Origin of the sequence: Nonomuraea sp. NPDC003709, from assembly GCF_040610775.1 — a bacterium.
Lineage (GTDB): Bacteria > Actinomycetota > Actinomycetes > Streptosporangiales > Streptosporangiaceae > Nonomuraea > Nonomuraea angiospora_A.
Genome location: NZ_JBEXMW010000062.1, coordinates 1 through 24,427, shown reverse-complemented (window position 1 = coordinate 24,427; position 24,427 = coordinate 1). Strand labels below are relative to the sequence as shown.

Below are 24,427 nucleotides of genomic sequence, written 5' to 3'. Positions count from 1 at the left end.
CGACGATGGTTTACGGCGCCCACCGCCACCCGGGCGACCGCGGGCGATACGTCGCGCCCATCCTCATCTCGATGGGCTGACCGGCCATCAGGTCGCCCGCCGCCCGGGCGAAGACGCGGACCCGCGCGCTCCGGCCGCCAGCCGGCTCGCCAACCCTGACGCCCGGATTCGTGCGCGACACGGCCGGGATGGTCCTTGCCTACGACACCAGATCACCATTCTGGAACGTGACAGCCGCCTCGGCGGTGTACAGGTCGCCGACGTACCAGGACAGCTGACCGCTGAGCCGCTGTCGCAGCCGCTGGACGTAGTCGTCGAGCCGGTCGGGGCCAAGCGTCAGGCGGTCGACCGGTGGATCCGGGCCGGCGCGTACGACGCCGTGATCGAGTACGACGCCGGCGCGCAGGCCAGGGCCGCGGCGGTGCCCCTGAGATTGCCGCGCCACCATCCTCGGGGTACGTTCTCGGCGAGCTTGTTGGACGACGGCATTGCCCGGAGGCGGCTTTGACAGAACAGTCCAGCACCACCCCGACCTGGCCAGACCTTCCCCCAGGCCCGTACGGCACCCTCTCCCCCGATCTGGTACGGCGGCACGCCGAGGCCCCGATGGAGCCGGCGACGTTGCCGAGCGGCGACCGGGTCCCGATGATCGTCAAGTACGCGGACGTGCGCGGCCTGCTCATGTCGCCGGCCAGCAGCCGCAACCTGCGCGAGCCCGGCCTGCCCCGGCTGGTCAAGGGCCCCTTCCTGGATGACGACCCGGCGGCGCTCATGAACCAGGACCCGCCGGAGCACACCCGCTACCGCCGCATCATGCACGGCACGTTCACCCCCAAGCACATCGAACGCTGGCGGCCCCGCGCCGCGGTCATCGCCGAGGAGCTGATCGAGGCGGCCGGCGCGGAGTTCGACCTGGTGGCGGACTTCGCGCTGCCGCTGCCCGCGCGGGTGATCTGCGAGATGCTGGGCGTGCCGATGGACCGCTACGAGCAGTTCAGGGGCTGGACGGACACCTTCCTGTCCACCACCGACGCGAGCGCTGAGGCCAGGCACGAAGGGCTGGCGGAGTTCACGGCGTACACCCGGGAGCTGATCGAGCAGCACCGGGTCAAGCCGGGAGAGAACCTGATCGACCTGCTCATCGAGGCGCGCGACGAAAACGACGGGCTCAGCGAGGACGAGCTGACCAACATGGTGTTCACGCTGATCGTGGCCGGGCACGAGACGACCGCCTCGATGATCATCAGGGGCACGTTTCGGCTGCTGTGCCACCCCGGGCAGTACGCGGAGCTGGCCGCCCGCCCCGAGCAGGTCGAGGCGGGCGTGGAGGAGATCCTGCGCCACGAGGCGCCGGGCAGCAACGGCATGCTGCGGCGGATCACCCAGAACGTCGCGCTGTCCGCCGGGACCATCCCGGCCGGGAGCGTCGTGCTGCCGAACATCTCGGCGGCCAACCATGATCCGGAGGCGTTCGAGGATCCGCTGCGGTTCGACATCCACCGCTTCGATGACGCCCAGCCGAACCCGCACCTGGCCTTCGGCCACGGGCCTCATTACTGCCTGGGCGCGAACCTGGCCAGGATGGAACTGCAGGAGGCCTTCCGCGCCCTGGTGACGGGCCTGCCGGGGCTGCGGGCGCGGGAGGACCTGGCGGACGTGCGGTGGAGCGACGGCGCGTTCGTCTATCGGCCGCGCCGCCTGCTGGTCAGCGCCCGGTAGCAGGGGGGCGCCCCCTGGATCGTCAGAGCGCGCAGGTCCAGGCGAACTTCTTCACTCTGCCGAACCAACTCGGAGACGCCGCTACCTGAACCGCCGAACCCGGACAGGCCCGTCGATCCCTTCGGCGGGCCTGCGTCTTGTCCGTCGTGGCCATCGCGTAGACGGTGCGCAACCGATCGACCTGAGCCTGCGCTGTCAACGAGGCGAGAGAATCGCCGCGAGAAACAGCGGATATTTATCTGCCGCCCCTGTCCCCCTATCGGTGACAGGTGATCAATGCCGACGGCAAAGCGCCGGTGCACGTCGAGGCGTCGGATTGGTCCATTGCCCGCGCTGGTGCACGGAAAGCGTATTCCCCCTTTTCCCGGCCGCCTCTTGACAAGTCAGATGGTTGCGTAAACGCTCTGCGGCAAGACGCCTCAAACGTCGCGCGTAATCCGGTCGTCCCAGTTCCCACAGGGGGATCCTGTCTCAGGCTCTTCGTGGGACTCACAGCTCTTTGTTAACGCTAACAAATGTTTCTGCCGCGGATTCCGGAGGGTGGTCCCGTGTCCCTGCGCCCAAAGCTCACCGCGCAAGTCGTGGTCCTGTTGAGCTCGGTCGCCGCCGGCCCGGCCGCACCGCCGGCCTCGGCGTCCGAACCAGTCCGGCGACGGCTACGCCCTCCACCTGGTGGTCAGCTCCGGCGCGGCGCGCGGGGCGGCCGCGTGAACGGCTCGCAGTACGTGCGGCTGCCGATCACGTTCCCGTCCGCGACGAGCATGAGCCTGAGCCGGCACTCGCAGACCACGATCGAGGTCGCCATCGGCGTGATCACGAGCTCAGGCGCCACGCCGCCGTACCGGACCACGGCCCGGCACAGCGGCAAATACCGGGACGTGTCCGGCGCTTCGACCGCCAACGGGGCCGACATCCAGCAGTACACCTGCGGTGGCGGCACCAACCAGCAGTGGACCCGCACCTTCTCCTGACCCCACCGCACCTTCGGAGCGACCATGACACACCTCTTACGGCGAACGGCGCTGATCGGCCTGGCCGGCGCCCTGCTGCTCGCCCTCGGCCTCGCCGTTCTCGAACGCCCTGCCAAGGCCGCGGCCCCCTACACCGCCTATCTGATGGCGCACTTCACCGGCGAGAGCGCCAACGGCGAGCAGATCTACTTCGCCACCAGCACCGACGGCCTGCACTGGACCGATCTCAACAGTTCGCTGCCGGTGCTTACCTCCAGCATCGGCGAACTCGGCGTCCGCGACCCCGCCATCGTCCGTGCGCCGTCCGGCGACCGGTTCTATCTGATCGCCACCGACCTGCGTATCGCCGCCGGCAAGGGCTGGGACGTCGCCCAGCACGATGGCAGCACCTCGCTCGTCGTATGGGAGTCACCTGACCTCGTCACCTGGTCGGCGCCGCGCCTGGTGAACGTCGCCGGGACCATCCCCGACGCCGGTTGCGCGTGGGCGCCCGAGGCGATCTACGACCCGGCGAGCGGCGACTACGTCGTCTACTGGGCGACGATCTCACCGCGGAACGGCGTCGACAAAGCCCGCGTCTACTACTCCCGCACCCGCGACTTCCGCACGTTCACCGCCGCGCAACTCTACATCGACCGGCCGGGCACCCAGGGCATCATCGACACGCAGATCCTGGAGATCCCCGGCAGCGTTGGCGGCTACCGCTACATCCGCGCGTCCGGCGACGGTCAGATCACGATCGAGGGCAGCAACCAGATCCTCACCGGCTGGACCCGGCTCGGCGACATCTCCCACCTCGGCTACACGGGCGCGCAGGTCGAGGGCCCGATCCTGCACCAGTACAACGGCCGCGATGAGTGGGGCCTGTGGGTCGACCAGTACGCCGCCGGCCGCGGCTACCTTCCGCTGACCACGACCAATCTCGCCGCTCCCAGCGGCTACCGCGTCCGCGTCGCCTCGGAATACGCGCTCGGCGCCAGCCGCAAACGGCACGGTTCGATCATCGGCATCACCCAGGCGCAGCTCACCGCGCTGCAGGCCAAGTGGGGCGGCCCCGCCTCGGCCGGCACCCGGCGCCTGCAGTCGCTCAACTTCCCCGACCGCTACCTGCGGCACAGCAACTTCGATGTCCGTATCGACCCGAACGTGAGCCCGCTCGCCGACTCGCAGTGGCGTATCGTGCCGGGCCTGGCCGATCCGGCGGGGGTGTCGCTCGAGTCGTCGAACTTCCCCGGCTGGTACCTGCGGCACTACGACTACGACTTCGTTCTGGCCAAGTATGACGGCACCGCCACCTTCCGCGGGGACGCGACCTTCCGCCAGGTGGCGGGCCTGGCCGACTCCTCGGCGGCGTCGTTCCAGTCATACAACTTCCCGGACCGGTACATCCGCCATTCCAACTACCTGCTTCGCCTGGATCCGATCAGCACGGCCACCGGTCGGGCGGACGCCACCTTCCGGATCACCAGCTGATTCCTCCGGTGGCAGGGAGCGTCGCACAGCGATCGGTGCAGCCCGGGCCGGGGACCCGCCGGCCCGGACGTACGTCAGCAACATGATCTTCACAGACCCAGGAACTCAGATCTAGTGATGGGAGTTTCATGACACCGACCAAGGCGTCTGACGCTTACTCGTCAGGACCGTCGCGGAGCACCCGGTCGTTGCGCCGGTCGCTGGTCCCTCTTGTGGTGAGCGCGCTCGTCGCAGTGGCAAGCCTCGTCATTCCCGCGCCGCCGGCCAATGCCGCCACCAGCCAATTCCGAGGCATGAACTGGGCCGTGCTGGGTGACAACTTCAGCACCGGTACGCTCGTCGTGCAGGGCCTGAGCCAGTCCGACAGCAACGCGACAGTACGGGCCAAGGCCAACGCCCTCTACGACGACATGGCCTCCACCATGGGGGTCAACACCGTCCGGCTGCCTATCAACACTCACACTGTGGCCAACACGACCTGGTGGAACGCCTACCGCGGAGCCATTGACGCCGCCACCGCCCGTGGCTTCAAGGTCATCCTCGCCTATTGGGAGGACGGCGCCGCCTCCGGCGGCAAGATCACGAACCTCGCCGCATGGAACACGATGTGGTCCAGCGTGACCAACACGTACGGCTCCAACAGCAACGTCTACTTCGAGCCGATGAACGAGCCGCACGGCTACACCTCGGCGGACTGGCGCAACGTCGCAGCGAACTGGCTCAGCTACCACACCTCGGCAGTGCCCGGACGGGTGCTCATCGGTGGCACCGGCTACAGCCAGGACCTGCGGGACGTCTGCAACGACAGCCGCTTCAACTCGACGCTGCTGTCCTTCCACCATTACGCCTTCTTCTACAGCGCGATGACCTACGACGCCTTCCGAACCCACATTCAGACGCGTCTGGGCAACTGCGCCTCCCGCGCGGTCGCGACCGAGTTCGGCGCACCGATGTCCACCGGCCTCAACTACGGCGACGCCAACAGCACCGACAACTTCGTGCGCCATATCCGCGCCATGGCCCAGGTCATGCGCGACAACCAGATGGGCGGCACCTACTGGCCCGCGCTCGGCGGCAAGCCAACCGAAAACCTCGGCTACGACCACTACTCGATGTACGCCCTGAGCGGCAGTGGCACCAATCTCAACCTGACCGTCCGCAACGCCTCCGGCGCTGACCGGATCCGATATGGCTGGGGCGACACCATCGGCGACCCCACCCCTCCGCCGACGTTCTACACGATAAACGCGCGCCACAGCGGCAAGGCCATGGACGTCCAGCAACCGAACACCGACAACGGTGCGCGCGTCGGCCAGTACACGTACGGCGGCAACGCGTGGCAGCAGTGGCAGTTCCAGGACGCCGGCAGCGGCTACTGGCGCATCATCAGCCGTCACAGCGGAAAGTGCCTTGATGTGGTGAGCGCTTCAACCGCCGACGGTGCCGAGCTCATCCAGTACACCTGCGGCACCGGCACCAACCAGCAGTTCCAGATGGTCGCCAACGGGAGCTACTTCCAGCTCCGGGCACGACACAGCAGCAAATGCGTGGACGTACCGTCCGCATCGACCGCGGACGGCGTGATCCTCAAGCAGTATCCGTGCAACACCGGCACCAATCAGCAGTGGTCGCGCACGGCCGTCTCGACGTGACCGCGGACCCGCGGTGGCGGGTGCTGGAGCCCCCGCTGGAAGGCGAGATCACCGATCACCTGGGCTACGACCGGCACGACTGACCGGGAAGAACAGCGGAATAGCCGCGACGGCAGCCGCACCAAGACCGTGGTGACCAACGTCGGCCCGGTGGAGGTGCGGGTGCCGCGCGACGTGGCGGGCAGCTTCGATCCCCAGCAGGTGTGCAAGCGGCAGCGCCGGCTGTCGGGGGTGGATGAGATGCTCTTGTCGCTGCCGGCCAAGGGCATTGCGCATGAGAGATATGCGCGCATCTGGCCGAGGCGTACGGGGCGAGCGTCTCCAGCAAATCATCTCCACCAATGGGGCTTCCCCCTTGGATACGGACACCGATTTGGGCCGTTTCCTAAGCCAGACCCAGCCGACGGTCAAGGGCAGTGTCGCCACCTACACCGACGCCGCGGGTGTCGGTGCCGACCTGGTGGTGACGGCGTTGCCGACCGGCTTCCGGCACGAGGTGGTGCTGCGCCGGCGGCCCGCCCAGCAGGTGGAGCTGCGGACCGGCATCGAAGACGGGGGCCTGACCCTGACCGACGGCAAGGGCGGCCGGCTGCTGCTGAAGGGTAAGGGCAAGAAGCTGGTTGCCAACGGGACCCGGCCGGCCATGTCGGACGGTGGCGGTGGTAAGGACCGTCCTGCGTCGGTCAAGCGCGGTGAGGCCGACGGCGACGTGGTCACCAAGGACGGCCGCACCGAGCTGGTGGTCAAGCCGGACCAGGCGTTCCTGGCCGACGCCGCCACCATGTACCCGGTACGGGTGGCGGCGGCGGCGGTCACGCTGCCGGTGAACGCCGATGTGGAGGTGACCTCCGGCAACGACGCCGACTTCCCGGGTGACCCGACGGCGCCGTACATGATGGCCGGCACCAGGACCGGCGGGTTCGAGCACCGGGTGCATCTGAAGTTCGACACCCCGAACCTGACCGGCTCCACCGTCACCGACGCCAAGCCGTCGACGAACACCATCGACGCCCAGAACTGCAGCGCCGCGCTCGCCAACGGCATCCAGGTCGCCCGCCTCACCGGCGCCTGGGACCCCGGCAACGTGCACTGGGCCAGCAAGCCCGCCTTCACCACCGAGGACGCCTCGACCAACTTCAAAGGCGTCGCCATGGACTGCGCCCTGGCCAAACACATCACCCCACACACTCTCCGCCACACCATGATCACCATGCTGCGCGGCGGCGGCGTCGCTCCCGGCGTCATGCCACTCATCGCCGGCCACGCCTCCCACGCGACGACCGCCACCTACGCCAACCAGCACACCCCCGCCCACTGCACCCTCATCCTCAACGCCGTCCAACCCGTCACCGCCGCAGCGAGCGTGCTGTTCGACTTCCCAAAGCTCTGACCGGTCCAGATCAACGACCCTCGGATGAAGAGTCCGTAAGGTTACGGCTGGATCGGCGTCCACTCAGCGCCGGACGGCGGGCGCAGACGAGTGCGCTTGCTCAGCGCCCGCTTCATGACAGGCTCGAATCCATCATTCGCCAGTCGGCGCGTTACTCGGCTACTCAGAAGCTCCAATTGTCCGGTGTCTTGGGCCGTAGACAAGATCACGAAACGTGATCCCAGCCGACCCGGGCTGGTCGCTCGGCGCCTTCACCCTCTCCCGCTCAACCGGACGAGGGTTCTGCGCTGAGAGTGATTCGAGTTCTTGAGCCCCACAGGGTCGGTCAGGACCTCGCCGCCTTCCGCCGCGCCGGTGAGCAGGGGATGGGGTTCCGTCACGGTAGAGTTCTGGCGGACTTTCATTAAGGTGGACGGCGAGTGTGAGTAAGGCCAATGAGCTGATCGGCGCGGCGATGGAGGCGCTTGCCCGCGAGGATCAGGCGTCCTTCGACTCCGCCGCCGCCTTCCTGGCCGACCGGGACGACGCCGATCGCGTGCTGGTGGAGGTCGTGACCCGTGCGATCTCGGGGTTGTGGCGGAACGGCTGGCAGCCCGCCGACGTGGCCAGGATCGCGGCCAGGCGGCTGACCGACTGGCACGGGCGGGCGGCGGCCGACCTCATCGCCTGGGAGATGCGGGCCTATGAGCCGGCCACGGTGGATGAGCGCTGGCGCGACCAACTCGCCGGCTTGGAGGCCGCGGTGTGGTGGAAGGGCGGCTACCTGGCGGCGCGGCAGGCGCGCGACGGGGCTGGCCGTCTGGTGACCGTCTCCGGTGTGCTGGAACTGCTGGGGTTGCTGACCGGGCTGCCCCGGCTGGAGTCGTTGACCCCGCCGCCCGGGGCCGCTCGCCGTACGGTCCAGGCACGCTCGCACGTGGTCAGCGAGAAGACGCTCGCGCGGGTGCGGGCGCTGCTTGCCAAGGCGGAGTCGACGACGTACGAGGCCGAGGCGGAGACGTTCATGTCGGCGGCGCAGGGCTTGATGGCGAAGTACAGCATCGACGCGGCGATGCTGGACGCGCAACCAGGCGGAGGTGAGGCCCCGGCGGGCATCCGGGTCGGCATCGACACGCCGTACGAGCAGCCCAAGGCCGTACTGCTCAACCTCGTCGCCGAGGCCAACAGGTGCCGGGTGATCTGGTCGAAGGAACTGGGGTTCGCCACCGTGCTGGGGTTCGGGGCGGACCTGTCCTGGGTGGAGATGCTGTTCACCTCGCTGCTGGTGCAGGCGCAGACCGCGCTGGTGAACTCGGGCACCAGAAAGCACGGCACCGGCCGATCGAGGAACAAGACATTCCGCCAGTCGTTCCTGTCGGCGTTCGCTTCCAGGATCGGGGAGCGGCTCGCCGAGGCCACGGCGGCCGCGGTCTCGCAGGAGAGCGCCAGCCGGGGCACCGACCTGGTGCCGGTGCTGGCGGCCCGCGAACAGGAGGTGGAGCAGGCGGTCGAGCGCATGTTCCCGAACCTGGTCTCGCATGCGGTCCGCACGTCCTGGGACCGGGAGGGCTGGGCGGCGGGCCGTACCGCCGCCGATCAGGCCAGCCTCGGGGCGCGAGACCGATAGCGCTCCGGGTGCGAATATCCATCCGCGCAGGCATGGAGGTGATGCGCTCTCTTGTGCTCCCGTCGCACGCACGCACGGCATGATGGTCGATCGTGCTACTGCGCTTGGCCTAACTGACGATGACGACCACCTTCGCGTTTCTGGGGCTGCTGCCCCGGATCAATCGCGACAAGGAGATCGAAATCTTGGTGGTACGGCACCAACTGATGGTGCTTGCGCCTGCCGGAAAGTCCGTCCATGCAGTTCAAGCGGCATGTGAGTACTCGTGGAGAACCCCGCCGAGCCCGTCTCTTCGGCGTATGTCCAAAGCGGCGATTCGCCCTGGATCTTTGATCAGATCCGTACTCGCGAATAGCGTGATGGTGTTCGTTCTGCAGCAGGCAGCGGTCGAGGAGTTCGCGGTGGCAGGACTGAACCCATCGCCTCATGATCGAGTTCATACGTGGCATCCGAATCCCGGTGAGCACGGTCTGGATGCCGGCCTCGGCAAGGATTTCGTTTACGAGGGCTGGGAACCTGCCCGTTCAAGGTGATGGTCTCGATGAAATCGCAAGCCAGCAGGGCGTCGGCTTGCGAGCGCAGGAAGTCGACCCACGTGGGCGGACACCCGCTCGGGCGCCGGACAAAGTCCCTCCTGTTTGAGGATCTCCCAGACCGTCGACGCAGCGACCTTGATGCCGAGCGTGGTGAGCTCGCCGATATCCCCATGAGGGATTTACGCAAAGGCATCATCTGCGCTGGTAGGCAGCCGGGGATGTGCTCCTGGCCAGGCTCGGTATGCCGGGTCAGCCGGTCGATCCGACACGGATGTTCCTCAACCCCCGCGCCCGCCGGGCGGATGCCCGTGACGGCGACGATCGTCATCTGGGCCCGGCCCCGCCAACGCCGGGAGAGTAACCGCTTCGTCGACACCGGGAGAGAGGCTGCCCGGCGAAACACCGCTACTCACGTCGCCGGGCCTCATCCATCGGTCCGAGGCATGGGACACCGGGGACGGTATTCAGGGGGAGACCATCCCCGGCAACCCGCCTGTGCGAGGCCTCTCATGCCGGCGAGGCCTCCGCGGTCGCCGGCGGACTATGCCGTAGCATCCGCCGAATTTCCAACGCTACTGGATGTAGCTGATGAGGAAGGGAAGCTGCTGGTTTCCGTCCTCCAGGGTGCCGATCGATCCGTTGGGATGGAGCACGACGTTGCCCTCGCTGTAGTTGTCACCCCTCCATGAGTAGATCCAGGCCGGGCCGTTGAGGTATTTGGCGGCACTGTCGCGCCACGAGGCGGTGGGGATGTCGGCCAACTGGTGCCCGTTTCCCCGGGAGGCGGCGAAGGAGTAGGCCTCGTTGCGTGTCTTTTTCATTCCCGCTCCGTACCAGTACAGCCGGTAGGTGCCCTGGGCGGTCTCCTCGCCGTCGGCGCCGGGGGCGGAATTGGGGATCTCTATTAGCTGGTCGGTCATCGCTGCTCCATCTCTCGCTTGGGGACGGCAGCGGAACGCCGCCCACCCATTGCTACCCACAGCTATATATCCGTCACTTATAGTAGCTAAACGGACATCGGGCGCCGTGGGCGCCGTCCATCAGACGAAGGTCATCCTGCGGGGCTGTCCCGACTCAGTCGAAGTGATGCCCGGCGTGGCGCTCCCATCGCCCGGTCCCTGACCACCGCCCGCCGCGCTCTTCTTGAGGGTCCTGAGCGCACCGCGATCCGTCACGCCCTGGACGGGTACCACCGGAATACGGGCGAAACGGGCCGCAGGACGACATAACCGCAGGTCAGCGTTGAGCCCGCGTTTCGTGCGCAGTGGAGCGGCCGATCTTGAGCGTGCGGGCGGCCTCAGCGACCGAGTCACCGTCGGCGACTACGGCGCTGGGGAACCTGCGGACAGCTGTTGGCGCTGAGAAGGAGCTTGATTGCAGTGAGCTGAGGCCGCTCCTGGTTGCGAAGCTTCCTTGGTTCGCCGCCCGGTCCCGGCGTCGGCGTGCGGCGCGGATCTCGGCGTCGGCGACCTTGTCGTCGGGGCATGACGAGTATCGGAACGAAAAGTCCCGCGAGCTCATCGTCGAAGGCACCCACGAGAGCTTGGACGCCACCCGCGGCCAGCGCCTGGGCCGCGCGCCGGCGGGTCCCACGGGCGGCAGCAGCAGGCCGCGTGGCAGCGAAACAAACATGTAACATTTAATCGCGTCGACCTTCCGAAGCTTACTCCAGGACCACCCTTCCGCCCGTCTGAAATCTTTCGATGGGCGTCGGTGATACTTCGGCGGACAGCAATCTCTTACCATCGTGAAATTGACTGGTTCTGTCATCACACTTACGGTGACGCCTGCCTGGTCGGAAAGGTGTCGACACTCGTCACCGCAGCACGGAGGGTCGATTAATGTTCGGCCTCCGTGCTTTCTGCCCATTTATTGTCCCCTTGTCGGATGGACGAGATCGCCGACCGTGCTTATGGTGTTGATCGTCACCGATATAGCCCGCTCCGGCGGGTAAGAATGGGAGTGCAGATGGCGACCGATGAACCGCTCCGCCTCGATCTGGACACGCTCGACGTGATGACGGTCGAGCTCCCCGGCGAGGATCTCGTGAAGGCCCTGGGCATGGGTCTCGGCAACACCGAAGTGGGTGCCTCGGGCATCGCGCGCACGAGCTGGCTCATTTAAGCCTCCCCGGACATGGTCTCGACGCGTCGTGGCCTGCCGGGACGCGTCGAGATCGACGCGGCTCGCCGCACGGTGGACGCGACCGTGGTTGCCAGGGTCGCCGCGCTACCGGTGACGGCGCTCGCGGAGCTGAGGTGCACGGCCACGTGGCGGAGTGTCCAGGAGATCCTCGCGGCCCGCGGCCGGCTGGCCGTCGAGGGCCGGCGGCTCGCGGACGAACTGGAGCCGGTGATCGGAGCGGTCGGGCCGGGCCCGACGCGACCGGCGCTGGTGGCGTTGCGGCGGGCGCTGTACAACGCAAGGCGGCCGGCGGGCCGTGCCTGGCCGGTGGAGATCGGTTCCGGCCTCGGTCCGCGCGTCGCGGCCTGGCTCACGGACCTCGATTGGCATGACGCGCTCGTCCGACAGCTGCCGGACCTGCTCGATCAGGAGTGCCGGGGCACCTACGAAGTGCTGCGCCAGTGGGTCGGCACCGACGCCTTCGGCTACGGCGTGCTCCAGGCGGGACCGGCGATGTCCGCCGCGCTGCGCCAGTGGCTGGCCTCGCCGCCCGGCAGCGTCCCGCCGCGCCAGGTCTCGCTCCGGCTCACCAGGTACCTGGCCCGCGTCGTGGCGAAGACCAGCCCGCACGCCACCTTCATGATGGCGGCCCTGGGGCAGTGGAGCGACGACGGCGAGCCGGTCCGCTGGGACGGGCCATGGGCGTGGCGTAGCGCTGTCGAGCCGAACGTGCCCCTGCTGCTCCGGCTGCTCACCGAACTGGCCCGCGCCGACGGCGGACTCGCCGCCCTCTTCGAGGTCAGGCCCAACCCGAGCCTCGACGAGGACGACGGCCGCCTGTGGTACGTGACCGGCCAGGAGGACGCCTACAGCGGCATCGCCACGTCTCAACCGCTCCGGCGGCTGCTGCGCCCGCCGTACGACGACCTCCGTACCCAGGCCGGCGACGCGCTCGGCCGGCTGGTCGACCTGGGAGTGCTGGAACTCCACCCCCCGGTCGCCGACCAGGCCGCCGCGCACCTCGCCGACCTGACCGATCGGCTCGGCACGCATCCGGTGGGCAAGGCGCTGACCGCCGTACAGGAGGCGCTCGCTCGTTACCCGGAGGCGGCCGGCGTGTCTGAACGTGAGGCGCTGCAGCGGAAGGTACGGTCCGCGTTCGCCGAACTTGCCGGAGACGATACCGATCGCCTGCCGGACCGCAACCTCTTCCACGAGAACGCCGTGGTCACCACACCCGGTCCGCGGCTGGGCCTGGCCGCCTGGCGTCCCGCCCTGGGCGATCTGCACGCGATCGTCGACTTCGCGGCGGTCTTCGATCGTGATGGCGTCGCCCGGCTGCTCGCCGCCGACCTGTTCGCGGAGTGGTTCGGCGCCGGCGCGCAGGTGCCGTTCGGGCGGTTCCACCGAATGCTCGCGCAGCGCACCCATCCGGCCGCACCCGGCACCCCGGCCGGTGAGCTGCACGCGCTCATGTACCCGTGGCAGGAGCGACACCCGCCCGGCCGGACGCCCGCCGTGCCCCGGCTCGACGAGCTTCGAGACGCCCGGACGGCGGCGCTGGCCGCGGTGCGCGCGCTGCTGCCCGAGACCCCGGACGCGCTTACCATCGACCCGATGGCGCTGGCCGGTCTCGCCACCGACCGCCCCGAGTTCGTCCGTCCGGCGGGGTCGCTGTCCTGCTTCGTGCAGACGATCAGCTCGCCGGACGGCACGCCGGTGCGGCTGGTGCTCAACGGTCTTGGCCCGGGGCACGGCGCGATGCGCAGCCGCGTGCACCGCCTGCTGCGGGTCGCCGGAGTTCCCGCCGGCGAGAACCGCCTGCTCGGGACGGAACGCGGCATGCCGGTGGAGATCACCGGGCTGTTCGGCAGCAACGTCAACCTGCGTTCCCCGGTGGCGGCCCAGGAGATCGGCTATCCGGGCGTGGTCCCGAGCGGCCCGGCCACGTTCGACCTGCGGGACCTGGCCGTCCGGCACGAGTCCGGCGCCGGCGGCCTCGTTCTGGTGCACGCCGGGCACGGCACCCGGCTCCGGCCGGTGTACACCGGGATGGTCGCGCCCATGCTGCTGCCGCGTACGGCCCGCCTCTTGCTCCAGCTCTTCGGCGACATGCCCAGCCCGGTGATGGAGCTGGCGTCGGTCTTCTCCCGTCCGCCGGAGTCGGTGCCGGCCCGCGTCGAGCGTACGGCCCGGGTGTCGGTCGGGCGGGTCACCGTAGCCCGTGCCGCCTGGTATGTCCCGGTGCGCGAAATCCCGCGCCGGGGCAAGAACTCCGCTGCAGCGCACCTGCTCGCGCTCGCGGCCTGGTTCGCCGAGCACTCCCTGCCGGAACGTTGTTTCGTCTCCTCGGGCGATCCCGGCGCGCCGGTCCGCGAAAGGCTGCACATGGTGCGGCTCGCCAAACCGACCTATCTCGATCTGGCCGACCCCGCGCTGGTCACGCTGTTCGACCGAGGGCTGGACGCGAGCGGATCGGTGGTCGTCTTTCGTGAGCTGCTCCCGGACTTCGAGGCGGCGCTAGGCCTGGAAGGAGACGGCCACCCTGACCGCCGCCACGTGACCGAGTACGTGGTCGAGGTAGGCCATGCCTGACCGCTGGATCTCGCTGCACGCCTTCCACCAGGCCGGCACCGACCTGCTGCTCGGCACGGCCGTCGACGGCCTGGTGCGGGAGCTGGACGAACGGCTCGACCGGTTCTTCTTCCTGCGGTACTGGGAGGGCGGCCCGCATCTGCGGCTCCGCCTTCTGCCGCGTGTCCCCGACGACGCGGTGATGATCGAGAAGCGCGCCACAGCCGTGCTGGAAGAGCACCTCGCGGCGTATCCGACGACGGTCGCGTGGGACCGCGAGCGCTACGCGCTGCTCGCCCAGGAGTTCGCCCGTCAGGAGGGCCTGGTCGCCTACGACCACCGGCTGCGGCCCGACGACCACGTGGAGGCCATCGCCTACCGGCCCGAGTACGCGACGTTCGGCGGGCCGCAGGCGGTCGCCGCCGTCGAGCGGCACTTCACCGACTCCAGCCGGATCGCGCTGGCGATCCTGCGCGGCGAGCACGACCACCGGCGGCGGCTGGGCCACGCCCTCGCCGCGATGATGCTCGCCCTCGTGGCCTGGGAACCCGATCCCCGCCGCCTGGGCCCCCTGCTGGCCCGGGAACGTGACCGCTGGGATCCGGCACCGGCCCGCGCCCGGCAGGTGGAGATCTTCACGAAACAGCGCGAAGCCCTCACCGCACAGGCCGAACGGTGCCGGCTCATCGCCGCCCGCACCGCCTCGTCCGAGAGCCACGCCCCTGCTCCCTCCGCCGACGCGCCGCCCCCGGGCGGTGTCGGCGACGCTCACGACTCGCTCGGCGCATGGTGGCGCTCGATCGACACCCTGCGCCGGCGCCTTGTCGCGCTCCAGCGGGCCGGAGGCTTCCATCCGGTCCGCGGGGAGGGGGCATCGAGCCCCCCTGGCCGCCCTCGCATTCCTGACACCCCTGGCCCCGTGGGCGGCGACACCTCGGTGGATGCGGAACGCCACGACGTCCTGATCGTGCTGAACCGGTGCGTCCACCTGTTCTGCAACCGGCTCGGCCTGTCGATCGTCGAAGAAGCGCACCTGCGCTACCTGACCGCCGTCACCCTGGACGGGCTGGCGCAGAAAGAGGGAACCTCGTGAGCAACCTCCCCTGGCACAGCATCCAGATCCGCTACTACGACCAGGACAAGGACGGACTGATCCTGGACTGCGTCCGCCCGCTGCTCGAGCACCTGGACGGCCTCTTACAGCAGCCGTACCTCGTCCGCCACTGGCGCCAGGGACCGCACCTGCGGCTCAACTTCCGCGCGACCCTGCAGGACTGGGAACGCGAGATCCTCCCCGTCGCGACCGAAACGATCACCAGATATCTGCGCGAGCACCCGTCCACCACCCGCCTCGACGAGCACGAGCAACTCGCCGCCCACCGCCTGCTGGTCGTACTCGAGCACGAGACCGGCCCGCTGCAGCCCTGGTACCCGGACAACTCCCTGCAGACCGAGCCGTACGACGACCGGCTGCGCGTCTTCGGCGGCCAGCCGCTGGCGAACCTGATCGACGCGGCCGCCGCGGAGAGCACCCGGCTCGCCTTCGGCACGCTGGACAAGGTCCGTCGGGGCGAGCTCGCGCTGTTCGCGGTCGCCATCGACCTCATGACCGCCCTGGCGCACGTGAGCGTCCCGCCGATCGGCCGCGGCTACATGTCCTACCGCTCGCACGCCGCAGCGGCCGCCTCGTCCTGCGAGGACCGGGACGCGGTCATGGCCGCGTTCGAAGCCAGGTATCGCAAGAACGCCAGGGAAATGCGCGCGACGGTGGTCGACCTGGTCGCGTCGATCGACGCGGGCGACCCGGCGCCGCACGTACGCGACTGGATCGCCTTCACCCACCGCCAGAAGGAGATCGCTCTCCCGCTGCTGGCCCGTAAAGAGATCGACCTGGACGTCCCCGACCAGCCGGTGGCCAACCGTCGCCACCCGGTCGACTATTTCGACGTGCTCATGTCAACCGACCGGTACCGCACCGAGATCCTCGAATCGGACTGGTTCCTCGCCCACCGCCTCGTGGTCAACATGCTCTACGCGCACCTGGCCAGGCTCGGCATCACCCCGATCCAGCGGTACCTGTTCTGCTATCTGATCGCCTCCGCGGTGGAGGAGGAGTATGGCGTCTCCCCTCTGGAGAAGGCCCGCGATTACCTGCTCAGCGGCTGAGTCGCCTTCGGCGCATCCGAACGGAAGGTCACGGCAAGCCGCTCGACTCTGCTCTGTTGACGGGACTTCTCGTTCCGACGCTCGTCCAACTGGGCGTACAGCTGACTGGTCTCGGTGGAGGCGTGGCCGAGGCGACGGCGGCGCGCTTGCGCTTGCGGCTGGACGGCGATAGGTCGGCGAGCTCGGCCAGGTAGGCGCGGATCGGCGTCGAGATGGCGGAGAACGGGTGGGCGCGGCCGAGTTGCCCGGCGATGACCGGATCCACCGTGTCGGCCTCCACCATCGGCCGGGTTGCCAGATAACCGGGAAACGAAGCGTCCCCACCGAGCGGCGGTCGCCCCGCTCGCGCTACGCCCGTGATCGCCGTCTTGCCAGATAACAACAGTCATCCCGCAACAACCCGGAGTCCTATTCCCGAAACTTATCTTAAAGGGGTTATTCCACTACTGGACAAATCCCGCTCGCTATGGCCTTGCACCGATGAGCATGGAGACATCTATCTCATTGTGCGGAGCGCCATTTTATGGCCTCCCCATCGCCAACCCCTCTGACCTGGGACGCGACATCTCGGAAGCAGTTTTTTCGGCTTTTCGAGCACCTGCGGCAGGCCATTAGGGTGCACATTCATGGAATCGACTTTCCGAGCGGCCGAAGAACTCGCGGCCGCCATGCGTGCCGGTGAAGTGACCTTGGCGGAACTGACCGACGAGGCGATCGTCCGCATCGAGCGGGACGACAAGGTGATCAACGCGATCTGTGTGCGGGTGTCCGTTGCGGGCGATCACTCCCAGCGGCCCGTAGCTGTCAGGGGTGCAGGTCGGTGCGCCAGAACCGCTGGTCGCCCAGGTCGGCGAAGCGGGCGCGAACCAGTGGCCGAGCATCGAGAAGATCCCGCACACCATTGACCGCGTTCAACAGCGTGAGACCAGTAATCAACTGCTTGAGGAGAGATTCGCGTGAAAGCGTTGCTCACCCTGACCTGCGCAGGTCAGTTCATGGTGCTGCTCGACAACACGATCGTCGGCGCCGCCCTGCCCGACATGCAGCAGCGGCTCCACACCGGGCTGACCGGCCTGCAGTGGATCGTCGACGCCTACGTGCTGCTGGTGGCCATGCTGCTGCTGTCGGGCGGCGTCTTCGCCGACCGGTTCGGCCGCAGGCGGGTGTTCCTGGCCGGGGTGGTGGTGTTCACGGCCGCGTCGGTGGTGTGTTCGCTCGCGCCCTCGATCGGCTGGCTGATCGCCGGGCGGGTGCTGCAGGGCGTCGGGGCCGCGGCGCTGAGCCCCGCCTCACTAGCGCTGCTCGCCGCCGCGTACCCCGCCCCGAGGGAGCGCGTCAGAGCGATCGGGTTGTGGGCCGGGTTCAGCGGCATCGGCCTGGCCGCCGGACCACTGGCGGGCGGGATCCTGGTGGAGTCCTTCGGCTGGCCCGCCATCTTCCTGGTCAACGTGCCCATCGGGGCGGTCCTGCTGCTGGCCGGGTTGCGCGTGCTGGGGGAGTCCCGCAACCCGAGCGCACCGCCGATCGACGTCCCCGGCACGGTCCTGTCCGTCGCGGGCGTGGGCGCTGTGACCTACGGCCTGATCGAGGGCGGTTCCCAAGGCTGGACCTCGCCGGTGATCCTGGGCAGCTTCGCCGCCGGACTGGTGCTCCTGGCCGCGTTCGTCGTGGTCGAGGGTCGTGTGTCGACGCCTATGCTGCCGCTCCGGCTGTTCCACCAGCGGCTGTTCACGGTGTCCAACACGGCGATGGTCGTGGTCGGGTTCGCGCTGATGGGGTCGTCGTTCTTCTTCTCCCAGTTCTTCGTCTACGTCCAGGGCACTTCGATCCTGGTCGCCGGGCTGCGGACCCTGCCCACCTCGCTGGCCATGGTGATCGTCAGCCCGTACGCGGGCCGGTTCGCGGCCAGGTATGGCTTCCGCGTCGTCGTCAGCATCGGCCTGGCACTGGCCGGGCTGGGGCTGCTGGCGCTGGGCTTCGTCCACGCCGATACCGGCTACGGGAACGTGTGGTGGCGGCTGGCGGTCGTCGGCATCGGGTTCGCTCTCACCATGTCGCCGCTGACCGGGGCCGCCATCCAGGCGGTCAGCCCGCAGGAGGGTGGCCTCGCCTCGGGCGTCAGCAGCACCACCCGGCAGATCGGCGCGGTGCTCGGAGTGGCGGTGCTCGGGGCGATCGTTCACACGCGGGAGTCCGGCGGAGCCTCCTTCGAATCCGGCCTCAACAGCGCCTTCCTCGCGGCAGGCGCCGTGACGCTGGCCTGCGCCGTGTTCACCGGCCTGTGGCTGGCCGCGGCCCGGACGCCGAGGGACGTCCGGGCCGAACGCCAGGAGGCCGAGCAGTCAGTGAGCGGCCGTTGACAGCTCCTCCCAGCCGGCCCACATCTTGAGCCGCTCGACGTAGGCCTGCTGGGTAGCAGCCCTTAGGGCCGGAGGTCGTTGGACAGGTTGATCCGGATCTCCGTGTTGCGGTATTCGGCGCGCCCGAACGCGGCCGTCATCGGCGCGTTGCCCACGTCGGTGGTGGCGGTGATACGGAGCTCTCCGTTGGCCGCGTGGATGCGGGTGATCTCGGCGAGTATCTCGTCCACGTAGCCGCGCCCCCGGAACTCCGGGACCACCCCGAGATACCCGACGTTCACGTTGTACGGCGTTGCCGAGGGGATCGCCATTCCCGCCACCTCGCCCTCGTGCGTGTAGGCGATCCGCCACCACTCCCGCTTGCCCGGCGCCCTGAGATAGAAGTCCATTTCCTCGCGCGCGGTCGCGTCCACGCCCTTGGCTGCCAGGTTCGCGCGGGTCTGGGCGTCCAGGCTGCCGTCGGCGATCCTCGTGAATACCGTCAGGAACTCCTCGTCGGACGCCTCGGCGAACCGCAGCACGCCGGTCGCCGGGGGCACCCCGTCGGCGGGTGTCCACTCGAACTGCAGCCGCTCCACTTCCCGGGTGAGGCCGGCCGCGTGTGCTGCCGCCCGCCGCCATTCCACGGCCATCGAGGTGGCCGGATCGTCGCGCCAGCCGCCGGCTGCCTTGATCGCGTACTGCACCGGCTGCGGGAATCCGGTCAGCGCGGCCCTGATCAGCTCGGCGGCGATGGCGGCGCGGTCGCCCATGGCGGGATCCACGTCGAGGCAGTCGAGCGCGACCGGGTGCGCACTGTCCTTCGGCCCCCACCACAGCGCCCGTCCCACGACCTGGTCGTCAACCTCGGCGATCCACGTCCATTCCGGCCGGTACATGTTCTCGGCCAGATCTGCGAGGTAACGGTCGGCGGGGATCCAGCCGACGGGCTCGGCCACGCTCCACCTGGTCACGTGGTCGAGGTCGGCCGGAACGGTAGGGCGGTAGGAGATCATCTGCATAAGCTTATGTCTTTTTGTCATCACTTGAGCCAAATGTCCGGCCATTCCTTGAAGCCCGGCGCCGCCCCGCTCAGGGGCGGCGCCCAGGCCCTGGGCAGGGCGATCATGTCGCCGTATGCGCGAGGATCGCCGTCGCCAGTTCCTCGTGCACCTCCACCGGCAGCGTGTGCCCCATCCCCTCCACCATCATCAGCCGCGCCCCTGGGATCCGCTCCGCGATGAGCGCGCTGTGACCGGGTTTGGCGGGCTCGCAGGTGCCCTCGACGGCCAGGGTCGGCGCCTTGATCTGGTCCAGGACGCCCACCGGCTCGAAGTCCGGGTTCGCCGCCGCGGCCCGGCGGTGATTGGCCACGGCGGACAGATCGCGGGCCCGGTCGTAGATGTGTTCCTGCAGCAGGCGGGCGGCGTCCTCGTCGAAGGGCAACCCCGTCCCGTGCAGGACGCGCTGCTCGGCGATCATGAGGTCGATCTGCTCGCGCCGGCTGGCGGGCGGCGGGCTCGTGATCAGCGCACGGAAGAACTCGACGAACTCCGGCGCCGGCGGTGGCAGGCTGCCTTCGGGCTGCGGCTCGCCCATCAACGCCCGCATGATCACCGCGCCCTCAGCGCCGCCGAGCGGCGAAGAGCCGATGACGGTGAGTGTGCGCACCCGCTCCGGCCGCTCCACCGCGATCAGCTGGCCGAGCAGCCCGCCCGCCGAGTGGCAGACCAGATGAGCGCTGTCCAGGCCATGCGCGTCCATCACCCGCAGTACGTCGTTCTTGATGTCGTCCCATGTATAAGGCTCCTTGTCGAAGTCGATGGTGTCCGAGCGGCCGGTGTCGCGGTGGTCGTACCGGATCACGCGCCGGCCACCGGCCGTCAGCCTGCCGATAAACGCGTCCGGCCACAGGACGCCCTGCGACATCGAACCCATGATCAGCAGGATCGGCGCGTCCGTGGCGGCGCCGAACTCTTCGCTCCAGATGTTGTTCTCAGGCATGTTCAAAGCATGTCCTGTCCCGCTACCGGTGCCTTCTGTAGAACTACTAGGGACGTCAGTTCAGTACGGGTCGGATAGATCCTGTAGAGGTGATACTCGACCGTCCGCGGGCTGAGAAAGAGCCGGGCGGCGATCTCCTTGCTGGACAGGCCGTCGGCGACCAGGAGCTCCTGCGGGGTCAGCATGTCGAGCACCGACCCTCATGGCGCCTGTGCTCTCCCCCGCCGCGCGCAACTCCGGGTGTCGGTAAGGTCGTGCAACCAGGTACGGCGGACCGCCAACGGGACGGAATCCAAGGTCTGTCTGGTCAGTGCTCCTGCGCGGCCCGTAGCTGACGGGGCGCAGGGCGAGCCCAACCCTGCACAAGGGTGTCAGAACTCCTCATTTCTGCGAGCACGACCCCACGAGCCGAAAGATGCTCTGGGAGCGAGGTAGTCACATATCGTCAGCGGCCGGAACCGGGGTCTGGCCGCTGACGCGATCCCCTAACGGTCGCTGATCATCATTGACGGTTATGCCCTGCCGGTCTTTGCCCGATCACGATGACTTTCGTGCAGGAGCGACCGCAGTTCGGCGGTGTTGATGATGTGGGCCAGTCTCGGGAAAACGCTGGTCATCAGGGTCTGGTGGACTTGCGGGTCCGGGTCGGTGACGCCGTCGGAGAGGACGTAGAGCCGGTAGTCGCGGTCGGCGGCATCAGCGACGGTGGACAGTACGACGCCGCTGGTGGTGATGCCGGCGATGACCAGGGTGGTGATTCCGCGATCCCGCAGTTGCCGGTCCAGGTCTGTCGTAGACAGCGCGCCGTAGCGGGTCTTGCGGACGGTGATGTCGCCGGGCTCCGGGGCAAGCTGATCGTGAAAGGCGGTGTCGGGCTCCTCGTGGTGCATGAGGTGCTGCCGGCCGAGGAAAGAGAAGGTCTTGTTGGCCGGTGGGATCGCCGCCCAGTCGGCTTCGGTGAATCCGACCCGCACGTAGGCGATGGCGGCGCCGTGCGCTCGCATGTCGGCGATGGCACCGGCCACTCGTGACAGCAGCGCTTCCGGGTTGGCCAGGCCGGGGAGCGAGGCCAGGATTCCCTGCTGGTAATCCATGATGAGCAGTGCGGCCGTCCGGGGATCCAGCGCCGGGGGTGTGACGGTCATTTTTCTCTCCTTGGGGTGATGAGGGGTGCTCTGGCACGCGAGATCGCGTGCCGGGGCCGACTACACGTTGGCGGCCCGTTAGGTGCGGCTGGGTGTCGGCTCCGGCTCGGCGAGGGGCGCCGCGGCGCGCCGGGGAAGCAGCAGCGGGGTCGTCAGCAGGAGCACGCCGGCCAGGCCGATGGCCGTGCGCGGGCCGAGCAGGCCGCCCAGCACGCCCCAGGCGGCCGTCAGGAGCGCGGTCGAGGCCTTGGTCGTCACCGTCCAGGCGGACAGCGTGCGGGTGATCCGGTCGGGCGCGGTGCGATCGAGGCGGTAGGTGGCGTAGACGGGATTGAAAACCCCGCAGCAGAAGATCAGCCCGAATTCGACGCCCATCACCAGCAGCAGCCCGCCGGTCCCCGGCCCCAGGAAGACCAGCCCGGCGGGCCAGAACGCGCGCAGCGTCCCGGCCACGACCAGGACCCGGTGCTGCCCGAACCGGGTGACGAGCGGCCGGGCCAGCCGCGCACCGAACAGCCCGCCGATCGCGGGCGCGGCGAAGGCGAGGCCGTACTGCCACGGTGTGAACCCGAACCGGCCGAGCATCAGGACGGCCAGCAATGCGTCGGTGGCCATCAGCAGGCCGTTGAACAGGGCGGTGTTGAAGAACAGCGGACGCAGCGTCGCGTCGGCGAGGATGTACCGCCATCCGTCGAGCAGATCCCCGGCCCGCATGCGCGCGGCCTGCCTACGCTCGGGCCTCGGCTCCTTGCCGCCCGCCGCGCCGATGCTCAGGGCCGAGAGCAGGTAGCTGACCGCGTCGGCCACCACCGTCACCACCGGACCGAGCAGCCCGATCGCGGCACCGCCCAGCGGCGGTCCGATGACCGTGGTCGTCCAGGCCGTCGACTCGAAGCGGGCGTTGGCGACGAGCAAGTCCTCGGCCCGCAGCAACGTCTTCAGGTAGGCACCGGAGGCGGCACGGAAGGTGATGTCGGCCGCCGCGACGACGACCGAGACCAGCAGGAGCTGGACGAAGGAGAGCACGCCGAGCGCGAACGCGGCGGGAATCGTCAGCAGCGCCGCGAACCGCACCAGGTCCATCCCGATCAGCACCGGCCGCTTGCGGCGGAACTCCACCCACGGGCCCAGCGGCACCGCCACGGCCGCGCCCACCAGAGCCCCCACCGAGGACAACGCCGCGACCTCGGCCGGCCCGGCGTGCAACACCTGGATCGCGATCAGCGGGAACGCGCCGAAGGCGAGCCACGTGCCGACCGCGCTGGTTCCGAACGCTCCCCAGAGCCACCCGAACTGCCGCCCCAACCGGTTCCCGCTGCGCATGCCCGCCGCTCCTCGCCACTCGCTCGCACAACTGATTTGTGATCGCAAGCATCAAAGCGCGCGCCGAACCAGGGGATCAAACAACTTCAGGGCCTTCAGCTACAACGAACAGTTGTATCGGTAGAGTGTGTCCGCATGGACCTCGACACCGTCCGGACCTTCGTCGCCGCCGCCGACGCGGGGCAATTCCAGGAGGCCGCCGCCGAGCTGGCGGTCACCCAGCAGGCCGTCTCCAAGCGCATCGCCGCGCTGGAGCGCAACCTCGGCGTGCGGCTGTTCACCCGCACGCCGCGCGGCGCCGAGCTCACCATCGACGGGCAGGCGTTCCTGCCCCACGCCCGCGAGCTGCTGCGCGTCGCCGAGCGCGCGGTCGCGTCCGTGCGTATCGACAGCCGTCCGCTGCGCGTCGACATGATCACCTCACGCAGCGCGGCGTCGGGCCTGATGCGCGGCTTCCACCGCGCGCACCCCGAGATCGACCTCGACGTGGTGATGCTGTTCGACATCGAGACGGCCCTCGCCGCCATCCGGTCCGGTGCGATCGACGCGTCCTTCCGCGCCGTCGCCATGCCCGGCCGGCCCTTTCCCGAGGACATCGAGTCCGTCCGGGTGCTCGACGAGCCGCTCCAGCTCCTCACCGGGCCCGCCCACGCGCTGGCGGGCGCCCGGTCGGTGACCCTTACCCAGCTCGCCGGGCACCGGATCTGGATGCCCGGCCTCGTCCCCGGAACCGAGTGGGCCGCCTACTACGACGACCTCGTCGCCGAGTTCGGCCTCACCATCGAGGCGACCGGCCCCAACTTCGGCTCCGACGCGCTCCTCGACACCATCGCCGACACCCCGGCCCTGGCCACCTTCATGGGCGAGCAGACCCGCCTCGTCTGGCCCGCCGGCCACGGCCTGCGCCGCATCCCGGTGACCGACCCCACGCCCGTCTACCCGCACTCGCTCCTGTGGCACCGCGACAACCCCCACCCCGCGCTGGCCACCCTCCGCGCCCACCTCGCCGCCGCAGCGGCCGGCCACGGCGCCGCCGGGACCTGGGCGCCGGACTGGGCGATCCCGCGCTGAACGCCGCCTCGGCGGGCCGGACCGCCAAACCGAAATTCAGGAGGCAGGCGTGGCCATCGGCGCACTCCGGCCCTGCCCTCTGTAGACCTCAAGGGCAAACAGCCGACGTCACCGAATGGTCGTCAAGATCGACTTTCTGGCTCCGGCCTCGCTCTGAACGCACGCAAGAGGCCCGCCGGATGTCAGCGGCGGCGTCAGGACGGCGACAGCCCCGTATCAGAGCGGTCGGCGATCGTAGGGGCATCGAAAGAACACCGCACAAGGAGCACACGATGCAGAAGTTCGACACCCCCGCCCCGATCGCCGCCGTCCTGCACATCCCCGCCGGACGCGT

General features: G+C 69.0%; 21 protein-coding genes and 1 pseudogene. 14 read left to right on the top strand and 8 right to left on the bottom strand.

The window, feature by feature from the left end; genetic code table 11:
* Positions 1-199: 199 nt before the first annotated feature.
* Positions 200-448, bottom strand: a complete 249-nt coding sequence (locus ABZX61_RS65195; protein WP_355213078.1) for a hypothetical protein — start codon at positions 446-448, stop codon at positions 200-202.
* A 56-nt stretch (positions 449-504) separates the two neighbouring features.
* Here ABZX61_RS65195 and ABZX61_RS65190 point away from each other — a divergent pair, with 56 nt between their 5' ends.
* From ABZX61_RS65190 to ABZX61_RS65155, 8 genes and pseudogenes are all read left to right on the top strand, one after another.
* A complete protein-coding gene (locus tag ABZX61_RS65190; RefSeq protein WP_355213076.1) occupies positions 505-1,719 on the top strand; it encodes a cytochrome P450 in 1,215 nt (404 codons plus the stop codon).
* A gap of 548 nt (positions 1,720-2,267) precedes the next feature.
* Complete coding sequence (locus ABZX61_RS65185) at positions 2,268-2,690, top strand: RICIN domain-containing protein (protein ID WP_355213075.1); 423 nt, start codon at positions 2,268-2,270, stop codon at positions 2,688-2,690.
* Between the two features lie 24 nt (positions 2,691-2,714).
* A complete protein-coding gene (locus ABZX61_RS65180) occupies positions 2,715-4,163 on the top strand; it encodes a glycoside hydrolase family 43 protein (protein ID WP_355213073.1) in 1,449 nt (482 codons plus the stop codon).
* 215 nt (positions 4,164-4,378) lie between these two features.
* Positions 4,379-5,815 (top strand): RICIN domain-containing protein, encoded by a 1,437-nt coding sequence (locus ABZX61_RS65175; RefSeq protein ID WP_355213071.1) that lies wholly within the window; start codon positions 4,379-4,381, stop codon positions 5,813-5,815.
* A 20-nt stretch (positions 5,816-5,835) separates the two neighbouring features.
* A pseudogene (locus ABZX61_RS65170) lies at positions 5,836-6,147 on the top strand (transposase); the annotation flags it as partial.
* Positions 6,148-6,188: 41 nt separating this feature from the next.
* A complete protein-coding gene (locus ABZX61_RS65165) occupies positions 6,189-7,205 on the top strand; it encodes a DNRLRE domain-containing protein (protein WP_355213069.1) in 1,017 nt (338 codons plus the stop codon).
* A gap of 421 nt (positions 7,206-7,626) precedes the next feature.
* Entirely contained in the window at positions 7,627-8,811 is a 1,185-nt protein-coding gene (locus ABZX61_RS65160; RefSeq protein ID WP_355213067.1) for a DUF2786 domain-containing protein, read from the top strand.
* Positions 8,812-8,930: 119 nt separating this feature from the next.
* Positions 8,931-9,344 (top strand): hypothetical protein, encoded by a 414-nt coding sequence (locus ABZX61_RS65155; RefSeq protein WP_355213065.1) that lies wholly within the window; start codon positions 8,931-8,933, stop codon positions 9,342-9,344.
* A 575-nt stretch (positions 9,345-9,919) separates the two neighbouring features.
* On the opposite strand, the gene ABZX61_RS65150 is transcribed toward ABZX61_RS65155, so the two are convergent.
* Positions 9,920-10,267, bottom strand: a complete 348-nt coding sequence (locus tag ABZX61_RS65150) for a hypothetical protein (RefSeq protein WP_350732847.1) — start codon at positions 10,265-10,267, stop codon at positions 9,920-9,922.
* Positions 10,268-11,234: 967 nt separating this feature from the next.
* Between ABZX61_RS65150 and ABZX61_RS65145 the strand changes: the two genes are divergently transcribed.
* From ABZX61_RS65145 to ABZX61_RS65130, 4 genes are read left to right on the top strand one after another with little or no spacing between them, the layout of a single operon-like run.
* Positions 11,235-11,471 (top strand): hypothetical protein, encoded by a 237-nt coding sequence (locus tag ABZX61_RS65145; protein ID WP_355213063.1) that lies wholly within the window; start codon positions 11,235-11,237, stop codon positions 11,469-11,471.
* A gap of 12 nt (positions 11,472-11,483) precedes the next feature.
* The gene (locus ABZX61_RS65140) at positions 11,484-14,066 is read left to right on the top strand and encodes a lantibiotic dehydratase (RefSeq protein WP_355213061.1); all 2,583 of its coding nucleotides are present in this window, start codon (positions 11,484-11,486) and stop codon (positions 14,064-14,066) included.
* Positions 14,059-15,138, top strand: coding sequence for a lantibiotic dehydratase C-terminal domain-containing protein (locus ABZX61_RS65135; RefSeq protein ID WP_355213059.1), 1,080 nt, complete (start codon positions 14,059-14,061; stop codon positions 15,136-15,138). Before ABZX61_RS65140 ends, ABZX61_RS65135 begins: the two co-directional genes overlap by 8 nt.
* On the top strand, positions 15,135-16,211 hold the full coding sequence (locus ABZX61_RS65130; protein WP_355213057.1) for a thiopeptide maturation pyridine synthase: 1,077 nt from the start codon (positions 15,135-15,137) through the stop codon (positions 16,209-16,211). The genes ABZX61_RS65135 and ABZX61_RS65130 overlap by 4 nt, the downstream gene beginning before the upstream one ends.
* A 611-nt stretch (positions 16,212-16,822) precedes the next feature.
* Here ABZX61_RS65130 and ABZX61_RS65125 read toward each other — a convergent pair.
* Positions 16,823-17,092, bottom strand: coding sequence for a hypothetical protein (locus ABZX61_RS65125; RefSeq protein WP_355213055.1), 270 nt, complete (start codon positions 17,090-17,092; stop codon positions 16,823-16,825).
* A 75-nt stretch (positions 17,093-17,167) separates the two neighbouring features.
* Between ABZX61_RS65125 and ABZX61_RS65120 the strand changes: the two genes are divergently transcribed.
* Positions 17,168-18,571 (top strand): DHA2 family efflux MFS transporter permease subunit, encoded by a 1,404-nt coding sequence (locus ABZX61_RS65120; RefSeq protein ID WP_355213053.1) that lies wholly within the window; start codon positions 17,168-17,170, stop codon positions 18,569-18,571.
* Between the two features lie 62 nt (positions 18,572-18,633).
* Here ABZX61_RS65120 and ABZX61_RS65115 read toward each other — a convergent pair whose 3' ends face one another.
* From ABZX61_RS65115 to ABZX61_RS65095, 5 genes are all read right to left on the bottom strand, one after another.
* Positions 18,634-19,566, bottom strand: a complete 933-nt coding sequence (locus ABZX61_RS65115; RefSeq protein ID WP_355213051.1) for a GNAT family N-acetyltransferase — start codon at positions 19,564-19,566, stop codon at positions 18,634-18,636.
* A gap of 109 nt (positions 19,567-19,675) precedes the next feature.
* The gene (locus ABZX61_RS65110) at positions 19,676-20,554 is read right to left on the bottom strand and encodes an alpha/beta fold hydrolase (RefSeq protein WP_350732859.1); all 879 of its coding nucleotides are present in this window, start codon (positions 20,552-20,554) and stop codon (positions 19,676-19,678) included.
* Positions 20,555-20,556: 2 nt separating this feature from the next.
* Positions 20,557-20,739: a helix-turn-helix transcriptional regulator gene (locus tag ABZX61_RS65105; RefSeq protein WP_355213080.1), complete on the bottom strand. Its 183-nt coding sequence runs from the start codon at positions 20,737-20,739 to the stop codon at positions 20,557-20,559.
* 327 nt (positions 20,740-21,066) lie between these two features.
* On the bottom strand, positions 21,067-21,699 hold the full coding sequence (locus ABZX61_RS65100) for an isochorismatase family cysteine hydrolase (RefSeq protein WP_355213049.1): 633 nt from the start codon (positions 21,697-21,699) through the stop codon (positions 21,067-21,069).
* A 78-nt stretch (positions 21,700-21,777) separates the two neighbouring features.
* Positions 21,778-23,022: an MFS transporter gene (locus ABZX61_RS65095; RefSeq protein WP_355213047.1), complete on the bottom strand. Its 1,245-nt coding sequence runs from the start codon at positions 23,020-23,022 to the stop codon at positions 21,778-21,780.
* Between the two features lie 135 nt (positions 23,023-23,157).
* Here ABZX61_RS65095 and ABZX61_RS65090 point away from each other — a divergent pair, with 135 nt between their 5' ends.
* The gene (locus tag ABZX61_RS65090; protein ID WP_355213045.1) at positions 23,158-24,093 is read left to right on the top strand and encodes a LysR family transcriptional regulator; all 936 of its coding nucleotides are present in this window, start codon (positions 23,158-23,160) and stop codon (positions 24,091-24,093) included.
* Positions 24,094-24,427: the final 334 nt, after the last annotated feature.